A 20,789-nucleotide genomic window follows, 5' to 3' on the forward strand; every position below is an offset into this window, starting at 1 on the left:
TATTTCCGTTAACGCCCGGTCCCGCACGCGCTATAGGCGGGGCCGAGAATCGCCCTTACGCGCAGGAGCCCACCCATGAAATTCTTCGTCGATACCGCAGACACCGCCGAGATCGCCGATCTCGCCGCGACCGGCCTGCTCGATGGCGTCACCACCAACCCGTCGCTGATCGCCAAGTCGGGCCGTGATTTCCTCGAAGTCACCAAGGAAATCTGCGCGCTGGTCGAAGGCCCGGTCTCGGCGGAGGTCGTCGCGCTCGACCATGAGACGATGATGAAAGAGGCCGAAATCCTCCGCAAGATTGCCGACAATGTCGCGATCAAGGTGCCGCTGACGCTCGACGGCCTCAAGACCTGCAAGAAGCTGACCGACGATGGCACGATGGTCAACGTGACCCTGTGCTTCTCCGCCAACCAGGCGCTGCTCGCCGCCAAGGCCGGCGCGACCTTCATCTCGCCCTTTGTCGGCCGTCATGACGACAACGGCTTCGACGGCATGACGCTGATCGAGGACATTCGCCTGATCTATGACAACTATGCGTTCGATACCGAAATTCTGGTCGCATCGATCCGCCACCCGATCCACGTCCTCGAATCCGCCCGCATCGGTGCCGACGTCGCCACCATGCCGCCGAGCGTGATCCGCGGCCTGTTCAAGCACGTGCTGACCGACAAGGGCATTGAAGGCTTCATGGCCGACTGGGCGAAGACCGGACAGTCGATCGGCTGATCAGTCCGAAATCACGAAGCAAAATGCAAAGGCCGCCGAAGCATTGGAGCTTCGGCGGCCTTTTTTGTGTCAGGACTGAGCGAGTTCAGTCCGCAAAGCTCTTCGGCGCCGGCGAAGCTATGGTCAGCACACCAGCGCCCACCTGCTGCACCTCCAGCAGGCGTTCGGCAACGCCAGCGCGGTTGAAGCGGAAGGCGCCGTCCAGGCCGATAAAGCCGCCTGCATCGCGCAGCTTTTCAACCGGGAACGGGGTGCCGGGCTTCCAGTCGCGGGCGATGCGGGTGGTGAGCAGCACGCTGTCATAGCCCAGGGTCGAAAGGCGGAAGGGATCGGTGCCGAACTGCGCGCGGTATTTCGCGGCATATTGACGATAGAGACCGTCCGAAACGCTGGCGAACCACGCGCCGCGCATGGCGGCGGCGGAGGTCAGGGTGCGTTCGGTGTTCCACAGTTCCGTGCCCAGGATTCGCGCGTCGGTGCCGCCATTGGCGCGCACCAGCGGCACGATGCGGATCGCGGCCGCGCCGCTATCGGCGATCAGGATCGCCTCATAGGCGCTGTCGCCCTGCATCTTCTTGAGCGCTGCGGTGATCGCGGCATTGCCTGCGCCATAGCTCTGCATCGACACGACCGTGCCGCCTGCGGCCTTGACCGAGGCCAGCATCGCCGAGGAGGCGCGCTGGCCATAGGTGCCGGCGGGCACGAGCGCGGCAAAACGGGTGATGCCCTGCGAACGGGCATGGCGCACCACGCGGTCGATCGACTGGGCAGGGACATAGCCCATCACGAACACATTGTTGCCGGCAATGCCGACGTCGTTCGAATAGCTGATAATGGGCACGCGCGCGGCATTGGCGGCCGCGGCAATGGCAACGACATCATCGCCCAGCAGCGGGCCGAGGATCAGTCGGTTGCCATCGGCGATGGCGCGCTGAGCGGCCACCTGTGCGCCCTTGGCAGTGTCATAGCTGGTAATGCGGATGTTCGATGCCTTGGTGTCCATCAGCGCCAGCGTGGTCGCATTGGCAATCGACTGGCCGACCGTAGCGTCCTTGCCCGAAAGCGGCAGCAGCAGGGCGATGCGATGGCGCGTTTCGTCGGTGGGCAGCACCCCGGTAATCGGGCTGTCGGGACCGGTATCGGGGCGGTCGGGCTTCTGCGTGGGCGTGCTCGGCGGTGCAGTCTTGGGAACCATGGTCTGGCAGGCTGCCAGGGCAAGGCTGCCCAGAACCAGCAGGACAATGGCCTGCCATTTTCGCAAAAACTGTTTCATCGCTTGTCGCTCCCGCCCTGCCGGTCCATGAACATCCGCGTGATTCACGATCCCGAACCCGGCCTGTATATCGTTGCGACCCCAATCGGCAACCTTGGTGATCTCTCCGAACGCGCCCGGCGGGTGCTGGAACAGGCCGATCTGATCGCGTGCGAAGACAGCCGCGTTACCGGCGGTCTCCTGCACCATCTGGGGTTCAAGCGGCCACTCGTGCGCTATGACGATCATGCTCGCCCGGCTGATCGCGAGCGGCTGATTGGCGCAGCCCTGCAGGGACCGGTGGCGCTGGTCAGCGATGCCGGCACGCCGCTGATCTCTGACCCCGGCTACAAGCTGGTGCGCGAGGCCCGCGCCGCAGGTGTGGCGATCCATTCGGTGCCGGGTCCGTCTGCGGTGATCGTTGCCCTGACCCTGGCCGGCCTGCCAACCGACAGATTCTATTTTCACGGATTTCTGCCCAACAAGGCCGGTGCCCGCGACAAGGACATCGGCGCCCTGGCGGCGATTCCGGCAACGCTGGTCTTTTATGAGAGCGCCAAGCGTCTCGCGGCGTGCCTGGAAGCACTGCACGCAGGTCTCGGCAATCGCGAGGCGGCGGTGGTTCGCGAGATCAGCAAGAAGTTCGAGGAAACGCGCACCGGCACGCTGGGCGAGCTTGCAGCCAGCTATGCCGATGCCGCGCCCAAGGGCGAGATCGTGATCGTGGTCGGCCCCCCGCTGGATGATGCTGTTCAGGCCGATGAGGATGCGGTCGAGGCCGCGCTGCAAGAGGCGATGGCCACCATGCCGCCGGGCAAGGCCGCAGGCGAGGTGGCCAGGCGCTTCGGGCTGGATCGCAAGGCGCTTTATGCGCGGATCATGGCGGAGCGCGATGGCTGAAGCTCGGCGCCGACAAGCTGAGGCGGCAGGTCGGCGCGCCGAGACGCTGGCCGCGTGGTGGCTCCGGTTGAAAGGCTGGCGCATCCTGGCGAGCCGGGTGCGAACACCGCTGGGGGAAGTCGATCTGGTGGCTAGCCGCGGCCGAGTGGTCGCCTTTGTCGAGGTCAAGCACCGCAAGACGCAGCGCGAGCTTGCCGAGGCGATCGATCACCATCGGTTGCGCAGGGTGGCTGCGGCGGCCGAGGCGCTGATGCCCCGCTTCGTGCGCGAGGGGCAGGATGCACGGATTGACGTTATCCTGCTTGCACCGCGCCGCCTGCCACGCCATCTGACGCACGTCTGGCAGGGCGACTGACGCCTGCATTTTCTATCCGCTTTGAGCAAAGGCCATATATTCATGAAGATCGCGGTGCAGATGGACCCGATGCCCGGCATCAACATCAAGGGCGACAGCAGTTTCGCCCTGATGCTGGCAGCTCAGGCGCGCGGCTATACGCTTTATCATTATGATGTCGCGACGCTGAGCTACGAGGCGGGTCAGGTGACGGCGCATGCACATCCGGTCACCGTGCGAAACGTGCCGGGCGATCATTACAGCTTCGGCGAACCGGTACGTCTCGATCTGGGCGACGATGTCGATGTCGTGCTGATGCGGCAGGACCCGCCCTTCGATGTCGGCTATATCACCGCGACGCATATTCTGGAGCGGCTGAAGGGCCGCACCCTGGTGGTCAACGATCCCGCATCGGTGCGCAATGCGCCCGAAAAGGTCTATGTGCTCGATTTCGAACGCTTCATGCCGCCGACGCTGATCACGCGCTCGCTCGACGAGGTAAAGCGCTTTCAGGCGAAGCATGGCGCGATCGTGGTCAAGCCGCTGCACGGCAATGGCGGCAAGGCGGTGTTCCTGATCGGCGAGGATGGCGCAAACCTTTCCGCGCTGGTCGAGCTGTTTGGCCAGATCTGGCGCGAACCGTTCATGGTCCAGCCCTTCCTTCCGGAAGTGGCCAAGGGCGACAAGCGCATCGTGCTGGTCGATGGCAAGGTTGCGGGCGCGATCAACCGCAAGCCGGGCGAGGGCGAGTTTCGTTCCAACCTTGCGGTCGGCGGCTATGCCGAGGCAGCGGAACTGACCCCGCGCGAGCAGGAAATCTGCGACGCCATGGGGCCCGAGCTTAAGGAACGCGGACTGCTGTTCGTGGGTATTGATGTGATCGGCGGCCATTGGTTGACCGAGATAAACGTGACGTCGCCAACGGGCATCGTCGCGATCAGTGCCTTCAACAACAGCGACGTCGCAGGCATGATCTGGGACGCGATCGAGGCTCGAATAGCAGGAAGCGAATGAACGATCTTGTCCTGAGCCTCGTCGCCAGGGGAGGCTATTGGGGGGTGGCGCTCTTGATGGCGCTAGAAAACGTGTTTCCGCCGATCCCTTCGGAACTCATCATGGGTCTGGCTGGGATAGAAGCCGGCAAGGGGAACCTGAACCTATGGGCGGTGCTGCTGGCCGGTACCGTCGGGTCGGTCGCCGGCAATTATGTCTGGTACTGGGTCGGCCGGAAGGTCGGGCTCGAGCGGCTCGACCATTTCGTCGATCGCTGGGGACGCTGGCTTACACTCGACCGAAAGGAGGTCGAGAAGTTCAACCGGCTGTTCCACAGGCACGGCGCTTCCACCATTTTCTTCGCGCGCATGGTACCCACCATCCGCACGCTGATCTCGCTCCCTGCCGGCATCTTCCAGATGAGCCGGCGCAAGTTCCTGCTCTGGACCTTTGCGGGCGCAGGAGTGTGGAACATCATCTTCGCCGGGATCGGCTTTCAGCTGGGTGCCCGGGTCGAGGAAATCGATGCGTGGACCGGACCGATCTCGACCGGCGTGATCGTGATCATCGTGGTCTTCTATGTTCTGCGGGTGATCGTCTGGCGGCCGGACGAACAGGGCGTTGACTAACAATCTTTCAGTTTATCAAGCCCTTGGATGGGAATTTTCATAAACATCGAGCAGATGCGCGGCATCGACATGCGTGTAGATTTGCGTCGAGGAAAGGCTGGCATGGCCCAGCAGTTCCTGCAGCGAGCGCAAGTCTGCGCCGCCTGCCAGCAAGTGCGTGGCGAAGCTGTGGCGCAATGCATGCGGAGTGGCGTCTTCGGGAAGGCCCAGGAGACGGCGGGCATTCATCATTGCGCGGCGAACCAGCGCAGGCGAGAGAGGTCCGCCCCGCGTGCCGCGGAAGAGGGGCTGGTCGTGTTCCAGCGCGAAAGGCACCAGCGCAGCATAATGCGCGATGGCGTCTCGAAGCTGGGGCAAGACCGGAACGACACGGGGCTTGTTGCCCTTGCCGATGATCCGCAAGGTCTCGCCGATCGGCAGCACAGATCCGGTCAGCCCTGTTGCCTCGCTGATCCGCAGGCCCGCACCATAGAGCAGCAGGAGCACAGCCCAGTCCCGCGCCTGCACCCAGGCGGGCGCATTCCGCGCCGCCATGCTGTCGCCCAGCGCCATGATGTCGTCGGGCGCGATCGGGCGAGGCAGGCTGCGCTTCAGCCTTGGCCCCCTGATCCGGGGTGGAGCGCTGGCGCTTCCCGCCTCGCACGCCACGAAAGCCAGAAACGCGCGGATGGCCGAAAGCTCGCGCGCGGTGCTGCGGTTGGTCAGGCCATCACCGCGCCTTGACGCCAGAAAGGCCCGAAGATCGGCCTGGGTTGCGTCAGCGAGGCGCTGCGCTGATGCGGCTTCTCCCCAATGGTCGCCGAGAAAGTCGATCAGGCGCTCGGCGGTTGCGACATAGGCGCGCACCGTGTGCAGCGAGAGGCGGCGGTTATCCGCCAGGTGCGCGCGCCAGCGCTCGAGAAGATGGGGGCCGGGCGACGGGGCGGTCATGGCGGCAGATTATCAGAGCGCCGGTGGGGGCTCAATCGCGACCAGCTCGGCCAGTATCGCATCGAGCAAAGGCATGCCCTGTTCGGTCACGACGAGCTGCGAACCGTTCGATGCAGCCAGCCCGAGGGCTGAAAGCCTTGCGAGAGCATCAGCGTCGACCAGGGCTGCCTGATCTACTCCCGTACGCCTGGCGATATTGGCGAGATCGACGCCTTCGGCTAGCCGCAGTCCCATCAGCAGCGCTTCCATCGCCCGCGTGGCCGGATCGAGCTGCCGCTCGACCGAGAGCCCGTGGCCGTTGCGCGCAACAGCGGAGAGAAAATTCTCCGGCTTGCGATGCCGCTCGGTGGCCAGCGCGGTCCGCCGTCCATGCGCGCCCGGACCGATGCCGGCATAATCGCCATAGCGCCAATAGGTCAGATTGTGGCGGCTCTGCTCGCCGGCGCGGGCATGATTGCTGATCTCGTAAGCGGGCAGGCCGGCCTTGGCCGTCAGGCTGCGGGTCAGCTCGAAAAGGTCCGCGCAATGATCGTCATCGGCAGGGACCAGTTCGCCGCGCCGGACCAGAGTTTCGAAGCGCGTGCCCGGTTCGATGGTCAGCTGATAGAGCGAGAGGTGGCCGGTCCCGAAAGCCAGCGCGCGACGGAGCTCGGCGTCCCATTGTTCGAGCGTCTGGCCGGGCCGGGCATAGATGAGATCGAACGACACGCGAGAGAAATGCGCCTGTGCCGTATCCAGCGCGCGCAGACTCTCATCGACGCCATGCGCGCGCCCCAGAAAGCCGAGCGTGGTATCATCCAGTGCCTGCAGACCCAGCGATACACGGTTCACCCCGGCCGCCGAAAGATCCGCAAAGCGCGCCGCCTCCACCGACGAGGGATTCGCCTCCAGCGTGATCTCGATCGCCTCTGTGGCCTGCCAGTGGCTTATGGCAGCCTCGACAATGTCGGCGACGAGGGCTGGGGGCATCAAGGAAGGCGTGCCGCCACCGAAGAAGATCGAGCCGAGTTTGCGGCCAGGCAGCAGTCTTGCCTCATGCGCCAGGTCCGCGAGCAGGGCAGCCCTCCACTGGTCCAAGTCGATGCTTGCGCGGACATGGCTGTTGAAATCGCAATAAGGACATTTCGAGACACAGAACGGCCAATGGACGTAGAGCGCCAGTGGCTGCTCGGCGTCTTTCGGCTGGCAGGCCAGGCTGCTGTCAGCCTTCAAGGCAGGCCTTGACCAGCTTGGCGAAGGCATCGGCCCGGTGGCTGATACCGTGCTTGTGCTCCGGATCGATCTCGGCAAAGGTCTGATCGAAGCCTTGTGCAACGAAGACAGGGTCATAGCCGAAACCCAGCTTGCCGCGGGGCGGCCAGGTCAGCGATCCATGCACGCGGCCTTCGAAAACTTCCGAATGCCCATCGGGCCAGGCAAGCGCGAGGGTGCAGGCGAAATAGGCGCTGCGGTCGACATCGGGGCCAAGTTCGGCAAGCCGTCCCTCGACCTTGCCCATCGCCATGTACCAGTCGCGACCCGGCTCACCCTCGAACCATTGCCGTTCGGCCCAGTCTGCGGTGTACACGCCGGGCGCGCCGCCCAGCGCAGCAACGCACAGCCCGCTATCGTCAGCCAGCGCAACGCAATTGGCGCCCCTGGCCGAGGCATGCGCCTTGAGCAGCGCGTTTTCTGCGAAGGTCGTGCCCGTCTCTTCGGGTTCGGGCAGGCCGAGATCGCTCGCCGAGACGGGTTCGATGCCGAACGGTTCGAGCAGCGCGCGAATCTCGCGCACCTTGCCCTGGTTGTGGCTGGCGATCACCAGCCTGCCGGGTTCGAGCCTGCGTGGCGTCATGACGTCAACCGACCGCCTTGCCTTGTGCCTCGAAAATCTGCGCGCAGCCCATGCGGGCGAGGCGCAGCAGGCGCAGCAGCGCCTCCTCGTCATAGGGCGCGCCCTCGGCCGTCGCCTGCGCCTCGGCGATATTGCCGCCCTCGATCAGCACGAAATTGGCATCGGCGTCGGCATTCGAATCCTCGATATAGTCGAGATCGAGCACCGGCGTGCCCTGATGGATGCCGCAGCTGATGGCGGCGACCTTGGCACTGATCGGGTCTTCCTTAATCAGCCCCTGCGCCATCAGGCCGTTGACCGCGAGACGCAAGGCCACCCATGCACCGGAGATCGATGCAGTGCGGGTGCCGCCATCGGCCTGGATCACGTCGCAATCGACGGTGATCTGGCGCTCACCCAGCTTCTTGAGGTCTACTACAGCACGCAAGGAGCGCCCGATAAGCCGCTGGATTTCCTGCGTCCGCCCCGACTGCTTGCCCTTGGCAGCCTCGCGCTGACCGCGGGTATGCGTGGCGCGCGGCAGCATCGAATATTCTGCCGTGACCCAGCCTTCGCCCTTGCCTTTGAGCCAGGGCGGAAGCCGCTCCTCGACGCTTGCGGTCACCAGCACGCGGGTATCGCCAAAACCGATCAGGCAGCTCCCTTCGGCATGCTTGGTGAAACCGGTCTCGATGCTGATGGGGCGCATTTCGTCGGGGGCGCGGCCTGATGGGCGCATAGGTGATTCTCCAAAAATGGTGATCTTCGATCCAGTGGGGCGCCGATAGCGGGCAGGGCGTTGGAAGGAAAGCATCAACACGGTATCGCACCCTCTTGCCAGCGCGTTGCAAAACTGGCAGTGGGCGCCACCTATCCGTGGCCATGGGCGATTAGCTCAGTTGGTAGAGCATCTCGTTTACACCGAGAGGGTCGGCAGTTCGAGCCTGTCATCGCCCACCATGGTCCACTCGAGCGTTGCCCTGATGCAACGGCAATCTGCAAAATTCAGGCAGGCAGGTTTCGTTCAGCTACCGGTCAGGCAGCGAACGACATCACACGCGCATGCCGAGCCACCTGATCCTCACCGTCATTCTGGGCAGCATCTTGCCCCTGCTGCCGATCGGATTGGTCAATCTGGATCGCGCCAGTTCAGCCGTCGAGGATTGTGTCGGCAAGAAGCGAATCGTTACCGTTCCGCCGCGTGCGAAAAAGGAGCAGTCGCAAAAGCGCTGCCGCGTGATCGCTCCGATCCTGATGTAGGCTTTTGCGCTTAGCCCTTGCTGGCCAGCGTCTCTTCCATCAGCGCCGATGCACGCGGCCCGTTCCAGTCCATGCCGCCGATCATCCGCCACACTTCCCTGCCTTGCGCATCATACAGGACTGTGGTCGGCATTACGCCGGTCTGGTAACTGAAACCCAGATTGTTCTCTTCATCGATATAGGGCTGCAGGTTCTTGAAACCCTTTTCGGCGAAGAACGAGGGTATCTTGTCGAGATTCTGCATGTCCTGCGAGACCGTGAGAACGACAAGCCGATCCTTCTCCCGCTCTGCCAGGGCATCCAGCGTCGGCATCTCGACGACACAAGGGCCGCACCAGGTTGCCCAAAGGTTGACGAGCACGGGCTTGCCCCTGAACGCATCGAGGGTGACAGTCTTTCCCAGAGGATCCTTGAAGCTCACATCGGGCGCTGCCTTGCCGCGCTGCGAAATGTCGAGCGTGCCGGAAAGCGGCACCTCGGGCGCGGATTTCTCAGCAGTTTTTTCCGTGCCTGCGGGTTGCTCCCCGGCGGGCGATTGCCTATCGCACGCGCCAGTTGCCAGCGCGGCCAGGGCCACCACCGGCCAGAGGCTGCGGCGCGAAAGATGGACGATAGGCATGGGAAACAACTCCAACAGCATGTGGGGCGGACGCTTCGCCGCCGGGCCATCCGACGTGATGCGGGCCATAAATGCTTCCATCCCGTTCGACAAGGCGCTGTGGCGGCAGGATATCGACGGATCGCTGGCGCATGTCGCGATGCTGGGGGCGCAGGGGATTATCCCCGCCGCCGATGCCGAAGCGATAACGCAAGGCCTCAAGCAGATTGCCGCGGAATATGCTGCCAATGGCGTTGCCGAGGACTGGGCGCTTGAAGACATTCACATGCATGTCGAAGCGCGGCTGTCCGAGCTGATCGGTCCTGCGGCAGGACGGCTGCACACCGCACGCTCGCGCAACGATCAGGTCGCAACCGACTTTCGCCTGTGGGTGCGCGATGCCTGTGACGCCGTCGATGCCGCGCTCAAGGCGTTGCAGACCGCGCTGGTCGACCGCGCCGAACAGAATGCTGATGCGATCATGCCCGGCTTCACCCATCTGCAGATCGCACAGCCGGTGACGCTGGGCCATCATCTGCTGGCCTATTACGAGATGTTCGCGCGCGACCGCGACCGGTTCGCCAGCGCGCGCAAGCGAATGAACCAGTGCCCGCTGGGATCGGCCGCGTTGGCCGGAACCGGCTTTCCGATCGACCGCGATGCCACGGCAGCGGCACTCGGATTTGAACGGCCCACCGCCAATTCGCTCGATGCCGTGTCCGATCGCGATTTTGCACTCGACTATCTGAACGCCGCTGCGCAATGTGCTCTGCACCTCTCGCGCCTCGCCGAAGAATTCATCATCTGGGCGAGCCAGCCTTATGGGTTCGTCAAGCTGCCCGACAGTTTCTCGACCGGCTCGTCGATCATGCCGCAAAAGCGCAATCCCGATGCGGCGGAACTGGTGCGCGGCCATGCCGGCCGCATCATCGGCTGCCAGACCGCGCTGATGATCACGATGAAGGGCCTGCCGCTCGCCTATTCCAAGGACATGCAGGACGACAAGCCGCCGGTGTTTGAATGCGAAGGCCTGCTGATGCTGAGCCTCGCTGCGATGACCGGAATGGTTGCCGAGACCGGATTCGACACCTCTGCGATGCGCAAGGCGACCGAACGCGGCTTTGCGACCGCGACCGACCTTGCCGACTGGCTGGTCCGTCAGGCGGGCATTCCCTTCCGCGAGGCGCATCACATTACCGGCGCTGTGGTCAAGCTGGCAGAGGGCAGGGGCGTCGCGCTCGATGCGCTGACGCTCGATGAGCTGCAGGCGATCGATCCGCGCATCTCGCAAGCGGTCTATCCCGCGCTGTCGGTCGATGCCTCGGTCGCCAGCCGCAACAGCTATGGCGGCACCGCGCCCGATCAGGTAAGGCATCAGGCAGCGCGCGCCCGTGCCGCGCTGGCGGGAGAATGACCATGATGCGTACGCCGCTGCTGATTGCTGGAGCCGCCATGGCCGCCCTGATCGCTCTGCCTGGCTGCGGCAGCCGTCAGAAGTTGACCGCAGTCGAGGGCGTGACGCCGGTTCCGCCGGCCTATGGAGCTGCCGCGGCTGCGGGGCCGAACGAACTGCTGCAACCAAGCACGCAGTCGCGCCCCGAGCGGAACGTGGAGTTGCGCCGCAAGTCCGAGGCCCGGGCCGACGACCCGTTTGATCTTCCCCCCGAATAATCGAGGTTTGTAAAAGCCCATGGATCATTTTTCCCTGGTGGACGGGCAGCTGTTTGCCGAACAGGTTCCGCTCGCGCGGATTGCCGAAGAGGTCGGGACGCCTGTCTACGTCTATTCGCGTGCCACGCTGGAGCGTCATGCCGATGTGTTCCGCGAAGGCCTGGCAGGAGTTGCGCGCAAGCACCTGGCCTTTGCGGTAAAATCCAATCCAAATCTGGCCGTCCTGAAGGTGCTGGCCGGGCGCGGCTATGGGGCGGACGTCGTGTCGGGGGGTGAGCTTGACCGGGCCTTGGCCGCAGGTATTGCGGCGCAGGACATCGTCTTTTCCGGTGTGGGAAAGACTGAAGCCGAGATGCGCCATGCGCTGTCGCTCGATATCGGACAGTTCAATATCGAGTCGGAAGAAGAATGCCAGATGCTCGCGGCCGTGGCAGCGTCGATGGGTCTCACGGCGCGCGCTTCGCTGCGGATCAATCCGGATGTCGATGCGGGCACCCATGCCAAGATCTCCACCGGCAAGGCCGACAACAAGTTCGGCGTCGGCTTGCATGTCGGCCCTGGAATCTATCAGCGCCTCTCGGCCTTGCCGGGGATCGCCCTGCGCGGGGTGGCCGTGCATATCGGCAGCCAGTTGCTCAGCCTCGATCCGCTCGAGGCCGCCTTCGGCAAGATCGGCGAGCTCGTGGCGCATCTCCGGAGCGAAGGCCATGTCATCACCCATGTCGATCTGGGGGGAGGTCTGGGCGTCCCCTATCAGGCAGCAACCGAACCGCCATCCCCTGCGGACTATGGCGCGCTGGTTGCACGCGTGACGCGCGACTGGGATGCGACAATCCAGTTCGAGCCTGGCCGCGTCATTGCTGGCAATGCCGGTGTGCTGCTGACCAGGGTCATCCGCGTCAAGCCAGGCATTCGCGACCCGTTCGTGGTGGTCGATGCCGCGATGAACGATCTGGCACGCCCTGCCCTGTACGATGCCTGGCATGATTTCGAGGCGGTGCATCCGGATGGAACGCGGATGATGGCCAATATCGTCGGTCCGGTCTGCGAAAGCGGTGATACCTTTGCCATGGGCCGTGACATTGACACGGTGTCCGCTGGCGACCTCGCGATCTTTCGCACGGCAGGGGCTTATGGTGCCACGATGGCGAGCAGTTACAACAGCCGCGGTATCGTGGCCGAGGTGTTGGTCGATGGTGATCGGTACGCCGTCGTCGCCAACCGCATCAGCCCTGCCGAGATCATGGCGGCGGAAACCGTTCCAGCCTGGCTGTGAACCAGCTTCCCATCTTCGTGAACCTGCGCGGGGTGCGCGTTATCCTGCTCGGCGACGGCGAGATGGCAGATGCCAAGAGGCGTCTGATCGAACGGGCAGGGGGGCTGTGCGTCGGCGAGGACGTTCGTGATGCCCGCATCGCCATTGTCGCGCTGGAGGACGAGTCCGAAGCGGTTGCCGCCGTCGATCGGCTCAAGGCGCGTGGCTTGCTCGTCAACGCCGTGGATCGACCTGCGCTGTGCGACTTCACCACGCCCGCTATCATCGACCGCGATCCCGTGTTGATCGCGATCGGCACCGGGGGCGCATCGGCGGGTCTTGCGAAGGCGCTCCGTCAGCGTCTGGAGGCGATGCTGCCTGCGGGGCTGGGCAAACTTGCCAAGGCGCTCGACGCAGCGCGCGACGCTATCCGCCGGCGCTGGCCCGGCGGACCGGAGCGCAGGCGCGCGATCGATGCGGCGCTGGCACCGGGCGGGCCGCTCGATCCGCTGACCGATCGCGACGAGAACGCAGTGGCTGACTGGCTGGAACAGGGCGGCCAGGGCGTGGCCTCAGGCCTTTACACGCTGACGATTGCCTCGACCGATCCAGATGATCTCACGCTTCGCCAGGTGCGTCTGCTGGGCAGCGCCGATCTGGTGCTGCATCCTTTCGATATGCCCGGGACCATATTGTCGCGAGCCCGCGCCGATGCGGCCATGCGCGTTGATGATAGCGAAGCCGAAGAGTCGGGCGTGGTCGTCAGACTTGTTTGGGCGAAGACAGAAGAAAGTTCATGAACACCGTCGCGATCGGCTTGGCGGGATCGTCCTGCCAGGCCTTGGCCTCGACATTCGCGACGCGCCGCCCGATGCGGGTGACCTCGCCCAGCGCATAGGTCCGCGCTTCGCGACCGCCACGCATGAAATTGATGGTGATGTTGACGGGCTTGATCCGTACAGCAGGCTCTTCGGCCGCTACCGTCACGCGCAGTGCAGCGATCGCGGCGATCTCCATCAGGCCGCTCATGGCGCCACCGTGCAGAAATCCGGGCCGACCCATCACATGGGGTCCGTAATCGAAGGCGATCACGGGAAGGCCGCCCTGCATATGGTCGACTGTCATCCCCATTTCGCGCGCGAAGGGGGGCATGAAGCCAAGGATTGCAGCCATCTCGGTGTCGGTGGTCATGGTTCAGCCCAGGAAATTGTCGATGCGGATGAAGGTGCCCGCAACATGCGCCACCGGATCATCGGCATCGCCGTCATGTGCGATACCGCGAACAAATGCCATGGACCGGGTCACCTTGTAGCATTCGCCGCGCCCGATCACGGTCTTGCCTGGCGTTGCGGGGCGCATGTAGTCGACGCGCAGGTCCAGCGTCACCTGCGGGCGGAACTCGCCAATCGCAGTCCAGACCGACAGGCTGGTGGCATTGTCCATCAGGCTGATGATCGGTCCCGAGGCGATGACACCCGTCTCGACATCGCCGATCAGTCGTTCGGCATAAGGCAGTTCCATCTCGACCCAGCCGACCCCATGGGCGCGGTAGCGCATGCCCAGATGGCCGCCATGGCCCAGTCTCGAAAGAATGCCTTCAAAAGCACTGGGGTCAAAGCCGCTCGGTTTTTCGGCACTTTCGGGCGGCGTTTCGGGCATCGGATCAACTCGATTCGTCAAGGGCTGCATTGCCTGGTGCGGCGATGCATGTGGGCTGATCTGCACATGGCGCAGCATGTTCGTCAACCCGAAGCGGTCATGCACGGGGCTGGCGCCTCATCGGAAGCGCGGCCTCGCCCTTCACGCCAGGCACGATAAGCGATTGATGACCGTCTTGCCGTCTCTATAGTCGACCGGCGACGACCAGATGGGGGCAGGATGCTGATCACGGATTTCGACATCGGACAGATCGGGCGGCTCATCCAGATCGCCATGGCACCGGCCTTTCTTCTGGTCGCCACCGGCAATATCCTCCAGATGTTTGCCAATCGCCTGGCGCGGGTGGTCGATCGCGAGCGCGTGCAGATGAAGGAATTTCATCGCACGCAGGGTGAAGCGCATGTGCGGGTCGTGAATGAGCTGCGTATTCTCGATCGCCGCGCCAACATCATCAACAAGGCGATCCTGCTGGGCACGCTCAGTGCGATCACGGTGAGCGTAGTGGTTGCCGCCATCTTTGTCCTGTCGCTCACCGGCTATCGGTTCGGCCAGTTTGTCGCGGGAGGATTCATTCTGGCTATGGCCTTCCTCATTCTGGGTCTGCTGCTGTTCGTCGCCGAAATCCGGCTGGCGATGCACAGCATCCGGATCGAGGAACGCCTGCTGAGGCACGATGACGAATGAAAAAGGCCTCTGCCGTTGCGGGCAGAGGCCTTTTGCAATCCTAGATGGCAAGTCTGTCGAGTTAGCCGCCGGTCGGCGCTGCAACCGCACCTGCAGCGGCGGGATCCTGGGCAGCTGCATCCTTCACCGGATCTTCGGTGGTGGCGGGGGCGCCTGGTTCTGCAGGAACAGCGTCGGCGGCAGGTGCAGCCGGCAGCGGCAGCGGGCTCCCCGACTGGGTGTTCATCCAGGCCATCAGATTGGCGCGATCCTCGGCTTTGCCCAGACCCGCAAAGCTCATCTTCGTGCCTTCGGCATAGGCCTTGGGCGAGGTGAGCCACTTGTTCATTTCCTCAAAGGTCCAGGGACCCGACTTGCTCTTCAGCGCGTCCGAATAGGCAAAGCCAGCCACCGAAGCGTGCGGCTTGCCGAGCACGCCATACAGGTTCGGGCCGATGCCATTGGCACCACCGCTGTTGATCGAGTGGCACGACGAGCACTTGGCAAACACCTTCTCGCCCTTGGCGACATCGGCGCTGGCAAGCAGCGTCTCGATCGGAACCTCGGCAGCAGCGCCTTCGCCTTCGGAAGACACCACGCCTTCGATCACGTAACCAAGCTTTTCAGGACGCTCAGGCTTGTCGGCATGGAATACCTTACCGCTGATGATCGACAGGCCAAGAGCACAAATGCCCCCTGCAAGAACCCAACCTGCAATCGTGTTTTTGCTGTCCTGCATGCCCTGTTGCCTCATCTTTCATATGGACGCCATGTCGGCACGGCGCCCTGAACGGTCGTCATCCGATCAGACCGGCGTCATGCCGCCTGTCTTTTCGCCCTGTTGAAAGGCCCCGTTGCCGCGTCGCAACAGGGCCGGTCCGCCGCCCCCTCTAATGATCGACCGGGCGCTCTGCAAGCCCCGACGCGCGCGATTTCGCCTTGTCGTTACGGCCGGGCCTGCCTATGCGGCGTGCCCATGCAAAGCTACCCTGAGATCGCCCGCCGGATGGTTGAGGACATGGCGCGAATCGCCGCTGCCGAGCCGGAGCGGTCGATCGCCTATCAGGGGGCTCCGGGAGCCTATTCGCACATCGCCGCGCGCGCCTTCGCGCCCGACTGGCACCCGCTGCCGTGCTTTTCATTCCAGGACGCGATGGATGCCGTGAAGGACGGCCGGGCTGCACGCGCGATCATCCCGATCGAGAATTCGCAGCATGGCCGCGTGGCGGACATTCACTTCCTGCTCCCGGAAAGCGGCCTTACCATCGTTGCCGAATATTTCCTGCCGGTGCGTCATTGCCTGCTGGCAAAGGATGCAGGCCCCTACACGGCAGCTGTCAGCCATCCGCAGGCGCTTGGCCAGACGCGGCACTATCTTCGCGCGCAAGGCATCGAGCCGATCACCTATCCTGACACGGCGGGCGCAGCCGCATTCGTTGCCGAATCGGGTGAACCCGGCCTGTGCGCGGTCGCTTCACGGCTCGCGGGCGAAGTCTTCGGCCTGAAGGTCGTTGCGGAAGGCATCGAGGATGCCGCGCACAACATGACGCGCTTCGTCGTGCTGGCTGCGCATCGCGACGATCCCATGCCCGATGTGCCCAAGGTGATGACGACCTTCATCTTCGAGGTGAAGAACATTCCGGCCGCGCTGTTCATGGCGCTGTCTGGCTTTGCCACCAACGGCATCAACATGACCAAGCTGGAAAGCTACATTCGCGACGGCAGCTTCTCTGCCGCCGAATTCTATGCCGATATCGAGGGGATGCCAGGCCAGCCCGGGGTCGATCGCGCACTTGAGGTGCTGGGTTATCACAGCAAATGGGTGCGGATTCTCGGCAGCTATCCCCAAGCCATGTCGCGCGAATAGGGGGCTCACTCAGTCCTGTTGTAGATCCGCCTCGACAGGTGCTGCATGATCGGCGTCACCGTCAGCCCGTGCAGCAGGATCGATCCCAGCACGATCAGCCCCAGCGTTTCCCAGAGTGTATGCTGCATCGGAAAGTCGCCGTGGTTGAGGCCGAAGGCGAGATAATAGACCGAGCCCAGGCCGCGAATGCCGAAAAAGGCGATCACGAACTTTTCCAATGGTGGCCGGTCGACCCCGATCAGCCCGAGATAGCCGATCACGGGACGGATCACGAGCAGCACCAGCGCTGCGACGAGCACGTTCGTCCAGCCGATATCGCTCAGCAGTTCGCCCCCGGTGAGCATCCCGCCGAACAGCACCAGGAGCACCATCATCACCAGGCGTTCGGTCTCGTCGGCAAAGTCGTGCAACTCGCTGTTGAAATCATCCCCCTCGGCGGAACGCCGCAAGATCAGTCCGGCGATGAACACGGCGAGAAAGCCATAGCCATGGGCAAATTCCGTCAGGGCATAGATGGCGAGCGTCGCGCCGACCGCGATAAAGCCGTCGCCAGTTCGCGATAGGCGGGTGTCCTGCGGCAGGCGATAGATGATCTGCCCCATGAGCCAGCCGCCAAATGCGCCCACCAGCCCGCCGACCCCCAGCCGCCAGATCACGTCGTACCAGACCCATTCCGCTAGCATGCCACCCGTCACTGCGGCGGCGCTGGCGGCGAGCGCCAGATAGACGAACGGAAAGGCGAGCGCATCGTTCAGTCCCGCTTCCGAGGTCAGCGCAAAGCGCGCCTCGTCGCTGTCGTCGCTATCGGGGCGTTCGATCTGCACATCCGCCGCGAGCACCGGATCGGTCGGCGCAAGACATGCGCCCAGGAGAAGCGCGGAAGCGAGCGGTAGGCTCAATATCCACATGCCCGACAGGACGATGAACAGGATCGTCAGCGGCATGACGATGGCGAGCAGGCGGATCGTCAGGTTCCACCCGCGCCAACTCAGCGGCCTGCCGATTTTCAGCCCCGCACCCATTAGCGAGATGATGACGATGAACTCGCTCGCCTTCTCGATCAGCACTGGCGATTCCACCGGGTGCGGCGAGAATTGCCCCACGGGTGTGTAGGCAAAAATCGCCATGCCCATGCCGACAAAGATGATCGGCAGCGACAGGGGCAGCTTCTTTAGCAGCAGCGGTAGCCAAGCGACCAGCAGCACGACCAGGCCGATGGCGAGCAGCCACAGCTTGTAGTGCGTCAGCAGGAACTGGCCGATCACCGACGTGAAGAGCGGGTCCGCAAAAGCGGTGACATCAAGCTCCGGCGTTTTGGGAATGATCACTTGCCGGATGATATCGTGCATCAGTGTGCGGCCCCCCAACTCGGCCCGGTGCCGATCTCCACGCCCAAGGGTACGCTGAGCGTCACGGCCGGTTCCGCTGCATTCTCCATGACCTGCCGAATGACGGCCGAGGCCGCTTCGACATCGCTCTCGGGCAGTTCGAACACCAGTTCGTCATGGACTTGCAGCAGCATCCGCACATGGGCGAGACCCGCCGCTTCGAGCGCCGGCCCCATCCGCACCATCGCGCGCTTGATGATATCGGCGCTGGTCCCCTGGATCGGCGCGTTGATCGCCGCGCGCTCACTGCCCTGACGCTCGGCCTGGTTCTTCGAGTTGATCCGGGGAAAGTGGGTCTTCCGGCCGAACAGGGTCTCGGTGAAGCCGCACTCGCGGGCCTTTTCCACTGTTTCTGCGATATAGCGGTTGATGCCGGGAAAGCGCTGGAAATAGGTGTCGATCATCGCCTGCGCCTCGTCCGCACTCACCTCCAGCCGCCCGGCCAGTCCCCAGCGCGAAATGCCGTACAGGATCGCGAAGTTGATCGTCTTGGCGCGCCCGCGGGTGTCGCGATTGACCTCGCCGAACAGCTCCTGCGCGGTGCGGTTGTGAATGTCCTCGCCCTTGGCAAAGGCATCGCGCAGCGTCTCGACATCGGCCATGTGCGCGGCGAGCCGCAGCTCGATCTGGCTATAGTCTGCTGCCAGGATGACATTGCCCGGCTCTGCGACAAAGGCGTGGCGAATCTGCCGGCCGATCTCGGTGCGGATCGGGATGTTCTGCAGGTTCGGTTCGGTCGAGGACAGTCGCCCGGTCTGCGCGCCGACCAGGCTGTAACTGGTGTGCACGCGGCCAGTGTTCGGGTTGATCTGCTCCTGCAGCGCATCTGTATAGGTGGATTTGAGCTTGGACAGCTGCCGCCAGTCGAGCACCTTGCGCGAGATTTCCGACCCTTCGCCCGCCAGCTTCTCGAGCACGGTGACGTCGGTCGAATAAGCCCCGGTCTTGCCCTTCTTGCCACCCTTGAGGCCCAGCTTGTCGAACAGGATTTCGCCGAGCTGCTTGGGGCTGCCGATCGAGAAGCTCTGGCCCGCCAGCTCGTGAATCTCGCCTTCGAGCGCGGCCATGCGGGTGGCAAAATCCTGGCTCAGTGCCGCAAGCTGCTCGCGGTCGACCTTGATGCCCTCCCGTTCCATGCCCGCCACCACGGGAATGAGCGGGCGGTCGACATTCTGGTAGATCCGCGTCGCCCCCTCGATTGGCAGCCGGGGACGTAGAACATGCCACAGGCGCAGCGTGACATCGGCATCCTCGGCGGCATAGCGGGTCGCATCGGCGAGCGGCACCTCGTTGAAGCCGATCTGCTTCTTGCCGGTGCCGGTCAGCGACTTGAAGCTGATGCATGTGTGCCCCAGATGCCGATCGGCCAGGGCGTCCATGCCGTGACCGCCGGTTCCGAACTCGTGCCCGGCATCGAGGTTGAAGCTCATCACCATCGTGTCATCAATCGGGGAGACATGAATGCCGTGGCGCGCCAGCACGTTGAGGTCATATTTGAGGTTCTGACCGATCTTGAGGACGGCATCGTCCTCCAGCAGCGGTTTCAGCCTGGCGACAGCCTCCTCGAACGGTAACTGCCTGGGCTTTTCGGCAAACATGTCGGTGCCGCCATGGCCGAGCGGGATATAGCAGGCCTCGCCCGGAGCGACTGCCAGGCTGACCCCGACCAGGGCCGCCTGCATCGAATCGAGCGAATCCGTTTCGGTATCGACTGCGGCCATGCCTTCGGCGCGCGCCTTCGCGATCCAGGCATCAAGCGTTTCTGCATCCTGGACGCAGACATAGTCGTCGACATTGATCGTGGGCATGCTGAGCGGCTGCGGCGCAATGGCATTGTCGCTGCGCGGAACATCGTTCGCAGCGCCGGATGGGGTAGGGGCCGCATCCGCAGGACCGCTCGCGCCGAGCTTGCGCAGCAGGCTGGTGAAGCCATGCTTGGTCAGGAATGCGGCGAGTGGCTCGGGCGGAATGTCCTTGAGCAGGAAATCGTCAAGTTCGTTGGGGAGCGGGCAATCGTCCTTGAGCGTCACCAGCACCTTGCTCAGCCGCGCCATATCTGCCTGTTCGATCAGGCTCTCGCGCATCTTTGACGGTTTCATCGATGGCGCTGCCGCGAGCACGCTCTCCAGATCGCCATGCTCGACAATCAGCTTGGAAGCCGTCTTGGGGCCGATACCGCGAATGCCCGGCACATTGTCGACGGCATCGCCCATCAGCGCCAGCACATCGCCCAGCTGCTCAGGGGTCACGCCGAACTTCTCCATCACCGCCTCGGGGCCGAGCCGCGCGTTCTTCATCGTATCGAGCATGTCGAGCCCGGGCTGGATCAGCTGCATCAGATCCTTGTCGGAGCTGACGATGGTGACCTTCCATCCCTTGGCCAGTGCATCCTTGGCATAGCTTGCGATGATGTCATCCGCCTCGACATTGTCCTCCTCGATGCAGGGCATGGAAAAGGCCCTGGTCGCATCGCGGATCAGCGGGAATTGCGGGCGCAGATCCTCGGGCGGCTCGGGGCGATGCGCCTTGTACTGGTCGTACAGTTCATTGCGGAAGCTTTGCGAGCTCTTGTCGAGAATCACCGCCATATGGGTCGGGCCGTCGGCCTTGTGCAGATCGTCGGCGAGCTTCCAGAGCATGGTCGTATAGCCATAGACCGCGCCGACCGGCGTGCCTTCCGGATTGGTCAGCGGGGGCAGCCGGTGATAGGCGCGGAAGATGTACGAGGAGCCGTCGACGAGATAGAGATGGTTCTGCTGTGCCATGACCGAAGCGATAGCAGCGGTGCTGCGAACGGTCATGCGATTTTGGAACCACGCTTTGCGGGATGCGTAAGGCGGTCGGGGAA

Annotated in this window: 23 protein-coding genes and 1 tRNA gene; 13 read left to right on the forward strand and 11 right to left on the reverse strand. The window is 63.8% G+C overall.

Features of this window, described 5'->3' with window-relative positions:
• Positions 1-75: 75 nt before the first annotated feature.
• Positions 76-729: a fructose-6-phosphate aldolase gene (fsa, locus tag C7451_RS10570; protein WP_110298921.1), complete on the forward strand. Its 654-nt coding sequence runs from the start codon at positions 76-78 to the stop codon at positions 727-729.
• Positions 730-814: 85 nt separating this feature from the next.
• Here the strand turns inward: fsa and C7451_RS10575 are convergent, their stop codons facing one another.
• Positions 815-2,002, reverse strand: coding sequence for a penicillin-binding protein activator (locus tag C7451_RS10575; protein ID WP_110298922.1), 1,188 nt, complete (start codon positions 2,000-2,002; stop codon positions 815-817).
• A 27-nt stretch (positions 2,003-2,029) separates the two neighbouring features.
• Between C7451_RS10575 and rsmI the strand changes: the two genes are divergently transcribed.
• The 4 genes from rsmI to C7451_RS10595 are packed head-to-tail and all read left to right on the forward strand — an operon-like array spanning position 2,030 to position 4,837.
• A complete protein-coding gene (gene rsmI, locus C7451_RS10580) occupies positions 2,030-2,881 on the forward strand; it encodes a 16S rRNA (cytidine(1402)-2'-O)-methyltransferase (protein ID WP_110298923.1) in 852 nt (283 codons plus the stop codon).
• A complete protein-coding gene (locus C7451_RS10585; protein WP_110298924.1) occupies positions 2,874-3,236 on the forward strand; it encodes a YraN family protein in 363 nt (120 codons plus the stop codon). The genes rsmI and C7451_RS10585 overlap by 8 nt, the downstream gene beginning before the upstream one ends.
• 42 nt (positions 3,237-3,278) lie before the next feature.
• A complete protein-coding gene (gene gshB / locus C7451_RS10590; protein ID WP_425266478.1) occupies positions 3,279-4,229 on the forward strand; it encodes a glutathione synthase in 951 nt (316 codons plus the stop codon).
• A complete protein-coding gene (locus tag C7451_RS10595; protein ID WP_110298925.1) occupies positions 4,226-4,837 on the forward strand; it encodes a DedA family protein in 612 nt (203 codons plus the stop codon). The genes gshB and C7451_RS10595 overlap by 4 nt, the downstream gene beginning before the upstream one ends.
• 15 nt (positions 4,838-4,852) lie before the next feature.
• On the opposite strand, the gene C7451_RS10600 is transcribed toward C7451_RS10595, so the two are convergent.
• From C7451_RS10600 to rph, 4 genes are read right to left on the reverse strand one after another with little or no spacing between them, the layout of a single operon-like run.
• The gene (locus tag C7451_RS10600; RefSeq protein WP_110298926.1) at positions 4,853-5,767 is read right to left on the reverse strand and encodes a tyrosine recombinase XerC; all 915 of its coding nucleotides are present in this window, start codon (positions 5,765-5,767) and stop codon (positions 4,853-4,855) included.
• 12 nt (positions 5,768-5,779) lie between these two features.
• Positions 5,780-6,979 (reverse strand): radical SAM family heme chaperone HemW, encoded by a 1,200-nt coding sequence (gene hemW, locus C7451_RS10605; protein WP_244181806.1) that lies wholly within the window; start codon positions 6,977-6,979, stop codon positions 5,780-5,782.
• Positions 6,969-7,601 carry an RdgB/HAM1 family non-canonical purine NTP pyrophosphatase gene (rdgB, locus tag C7451_RS10610; protein ID WP_110298928.1) on the reverse strand — a complete coding sequence of 211 codons (633 nt, stop codon included), beginning with the start codon at positions 7,599-7,601 and terminating at the stop codon, positions 6,969-6,971. The genes hemW and rdgB overlap by 11 nt, the downstream gene beginning before the upstream one ends.
• A gap of 4 nt (positions 7,602-7,605) precedes the next feature.
• Positions 7,606-8,319, reverse strand: coding sequence for a ribonuclease PH (gene rph / locus C7451_RS10615; protein WP_110298929.1), 714 nt, complete (start codon positions 8,317-8,319; stop codon positions 7,606-7,608).
• Positions 8,320-8,464: 145 nt separating this feature from the next.
• On the opposite strand from rph, the gene C7451_RS10620 reads away from it, so the two are divergent.
• Positions 8,465-8,540 (forward strand) — tRNA-Val (locus C7451_RS10620).
• A 102-nt stretch (positions 8,541-8,642) separates the two neighbouring features.
• Positions 8,643-8,840: a hypothetical protein gene (locus tag C7451_RS10625; RefSeq protein WP_110298930.1), complete on the forward strand. Its 198-nt coding sequence runs from the start codon at positions 8,643-8,645 to the stop codon at positions 8,838-8,840.
• Between the two features lie 10 nt (positions 8,841-8,850).
• On the opposite strand, the gene C7451_RS10630 is transcribed toward C7451_RS10625, so the two are convergent.
• Positions 8,851-9,459: a TlpA family protein disulfide reductase gene (locus C7451_RS10630; protein ID WP_244181808.1), complete on the reverse strand. Its 609-nt coding sequence runs from the start codon at positions 9,457-9,459 to the stop codon at positions 8,851-8,853.
• Between the two features lie 19 nt (positions 9,460-9,478).
• Here C7451_RS10630 and argH point away from each other — a divergent pair, with 19 nt between their 5' ends.
• From argH to C7451_RS10650, 4 genes are read left to right on the forward strand one after another with little or no spacing between them, the layout of a single operon-like run.
• Complete coding sequence (gene argH / locus C7451_RS10635; RefSeq protein ID WP_110298932.1) at positions 9,479-10,852, forward strand: argininosuccinate lyase; 1,374 nt, start codon at positions 9,479-9,481, stop codon at positions 10,850-10,852.
• On the forward strand, positions 10,849-11,109 hold the full coding sequence (locus tag C7451_RS10640; protein WP_110298933.1) for a hypothetical protein: 261 nt from the start codon (positions 10,849-10,851) through the stop codon (positions 11,107-11,109). Before argH ends, C7451_RS10640 begins: the two co-directional genes overlap by 4 nt.
• Positions 11,110-11,128: 19 nt before the next feature.
• Entirely contained in the window at positions 11,129-12,385 is a 1,257-nt protein-coding gene (gene lysA / locus C7451_RS10645; RefSeq protein WP_110298934.1) for a diaminopimelate decarboxylase, read from the forward strand.
• The gene (locus C7451_RS10650) at positions 12,382-13,164 is read left to right on the forward strand and encodes a precorrin-2 dehydrogenase/sirohydrochlorin ferrochelatase family protein (RefSeq protein ID WP_110298935.1); all 783 of its coding nucleotides are present in this window, start codon (positions 12,382-12,384) and stop codon (positions 13,162-13,164) included. Before lysA ends, C7451_RS10650 begins: the two co-directional genes overlap by 4 nt.
• Here C7451_RS10650 and C7451_RS10655 read toward each other — a convergent pair.
• Both C7451_RS10655 and C7451_RS10660 read right to left on the reverse strand, forming a co-directional pair.
• Positions 13,127-13,555, reverse strand: a complete 429-nt coding sequence (locus tag C7451_RS10655; protein ID WP_110298936.1) for a PaaI family thioesterase — start codon at positions 13,553-13,555, stop codon at positions 13,127-13,129. The two genes, C7451_RS10650 and C7451_RS10655, sit on opposite strands and share 38 nt — an antisense overlap.
• A 3-nt stretch (positions 13,556-13,558) precedes the next feature.
• Entirely contained in the window at positions 13,559-14,023 is a 465-nt protein-coding gene (locus C7451_RS10660) for a PaaI family thioesterase (RefSeq protein ID WP_110299029.1), read from the reverse strand.
• Positions 14,024-14,242: 219 nt separating this feature from the next.
• Here C7451_RS10660 and C7451_RS10665 point away from each other — a divergent pair, with 219 nt between their 5' ends.
• On the forward strand, positions 14,243-14,707 hold the full coding sequence (locus tag C7451_RS10665) for a DUF2721 domain-containing protein (protein ID WP_110298937.1): 465 nt from the start codon (positions 14,243-14,245) through the stop codon (positions 14,705-14,707).
• 61 nt (positions 14,708-14,768) lie between these two features.
• On the opposite strand, the gene C7451_RS10670 is transcribed toward C7451_RS10665, so the two are convergent.
• Positions 14,769-15,425, reverse strand: coding sequence for a c-type cytochrome (locus C7451_RS10670; RefSeq protein WP_110298938.1), 657 nt, complete (start codon positions 15,423-15,425; stop codon positions 14,769-14,771).
• 237 nt (positions 15,426-15,662) lie between these two features.
• Between C7451_RS10670 and C7451_RS10675 the strand changes: the two genes are divergently transcribed.
• Positions 15,663-16,553 carry a prephenate dehydratase gene (locus C7451_RS10675; protein ID WP_110298939.1) on the forward strand — a complete coding sequence of 297 codons (891 nt, stop codon included), beginning with the start codon at positions 15,663-15,665 and terminating at the stop codon, positions 16,551-16,553.
• Positions 16,554-16,558: 5 nt separating this feature from the next.
• On the opposite strand, the gene C7451_RS10680 is transcribed toward C7451_RS10675, so the two are convergent.
• Positions 16,559-17,902, reverse strand: a complete 1,344-nt coding sequence (locus tag C7451_RS10680; RefSeq protein WP_110299030.1) for a cation:proton antiporter — start codon at positions 17,900-17,902, stop codon at positions 16,559-16,561.
• A complete protein-coding gene (polA, locus tag C7451_RS10685) occupies positions 17,902-20,706 on the reverse strand; it encodes a DNA polymerase I (protein ID WP_110299031.1) in 2,805 nt (934 codons plus the stop codon). Before polA ends, C7451_RS10680 begins: the two co-directional genes overlap by 1 nt.
• Positions 20,707-20,789 lie beyond the last annotated feature (83 nt).

The sequence above is a fragment of the Blastomonas natatoria genome (assembly GCF_003201955.1).
Classification (GTDB): domain Bacteria; phylum Pseudomonadota; class Alphaproteobacteria; order Sphingomonadales; family Sphingomonadaceae; genus Blastomonas; species Blastomonas natatoria.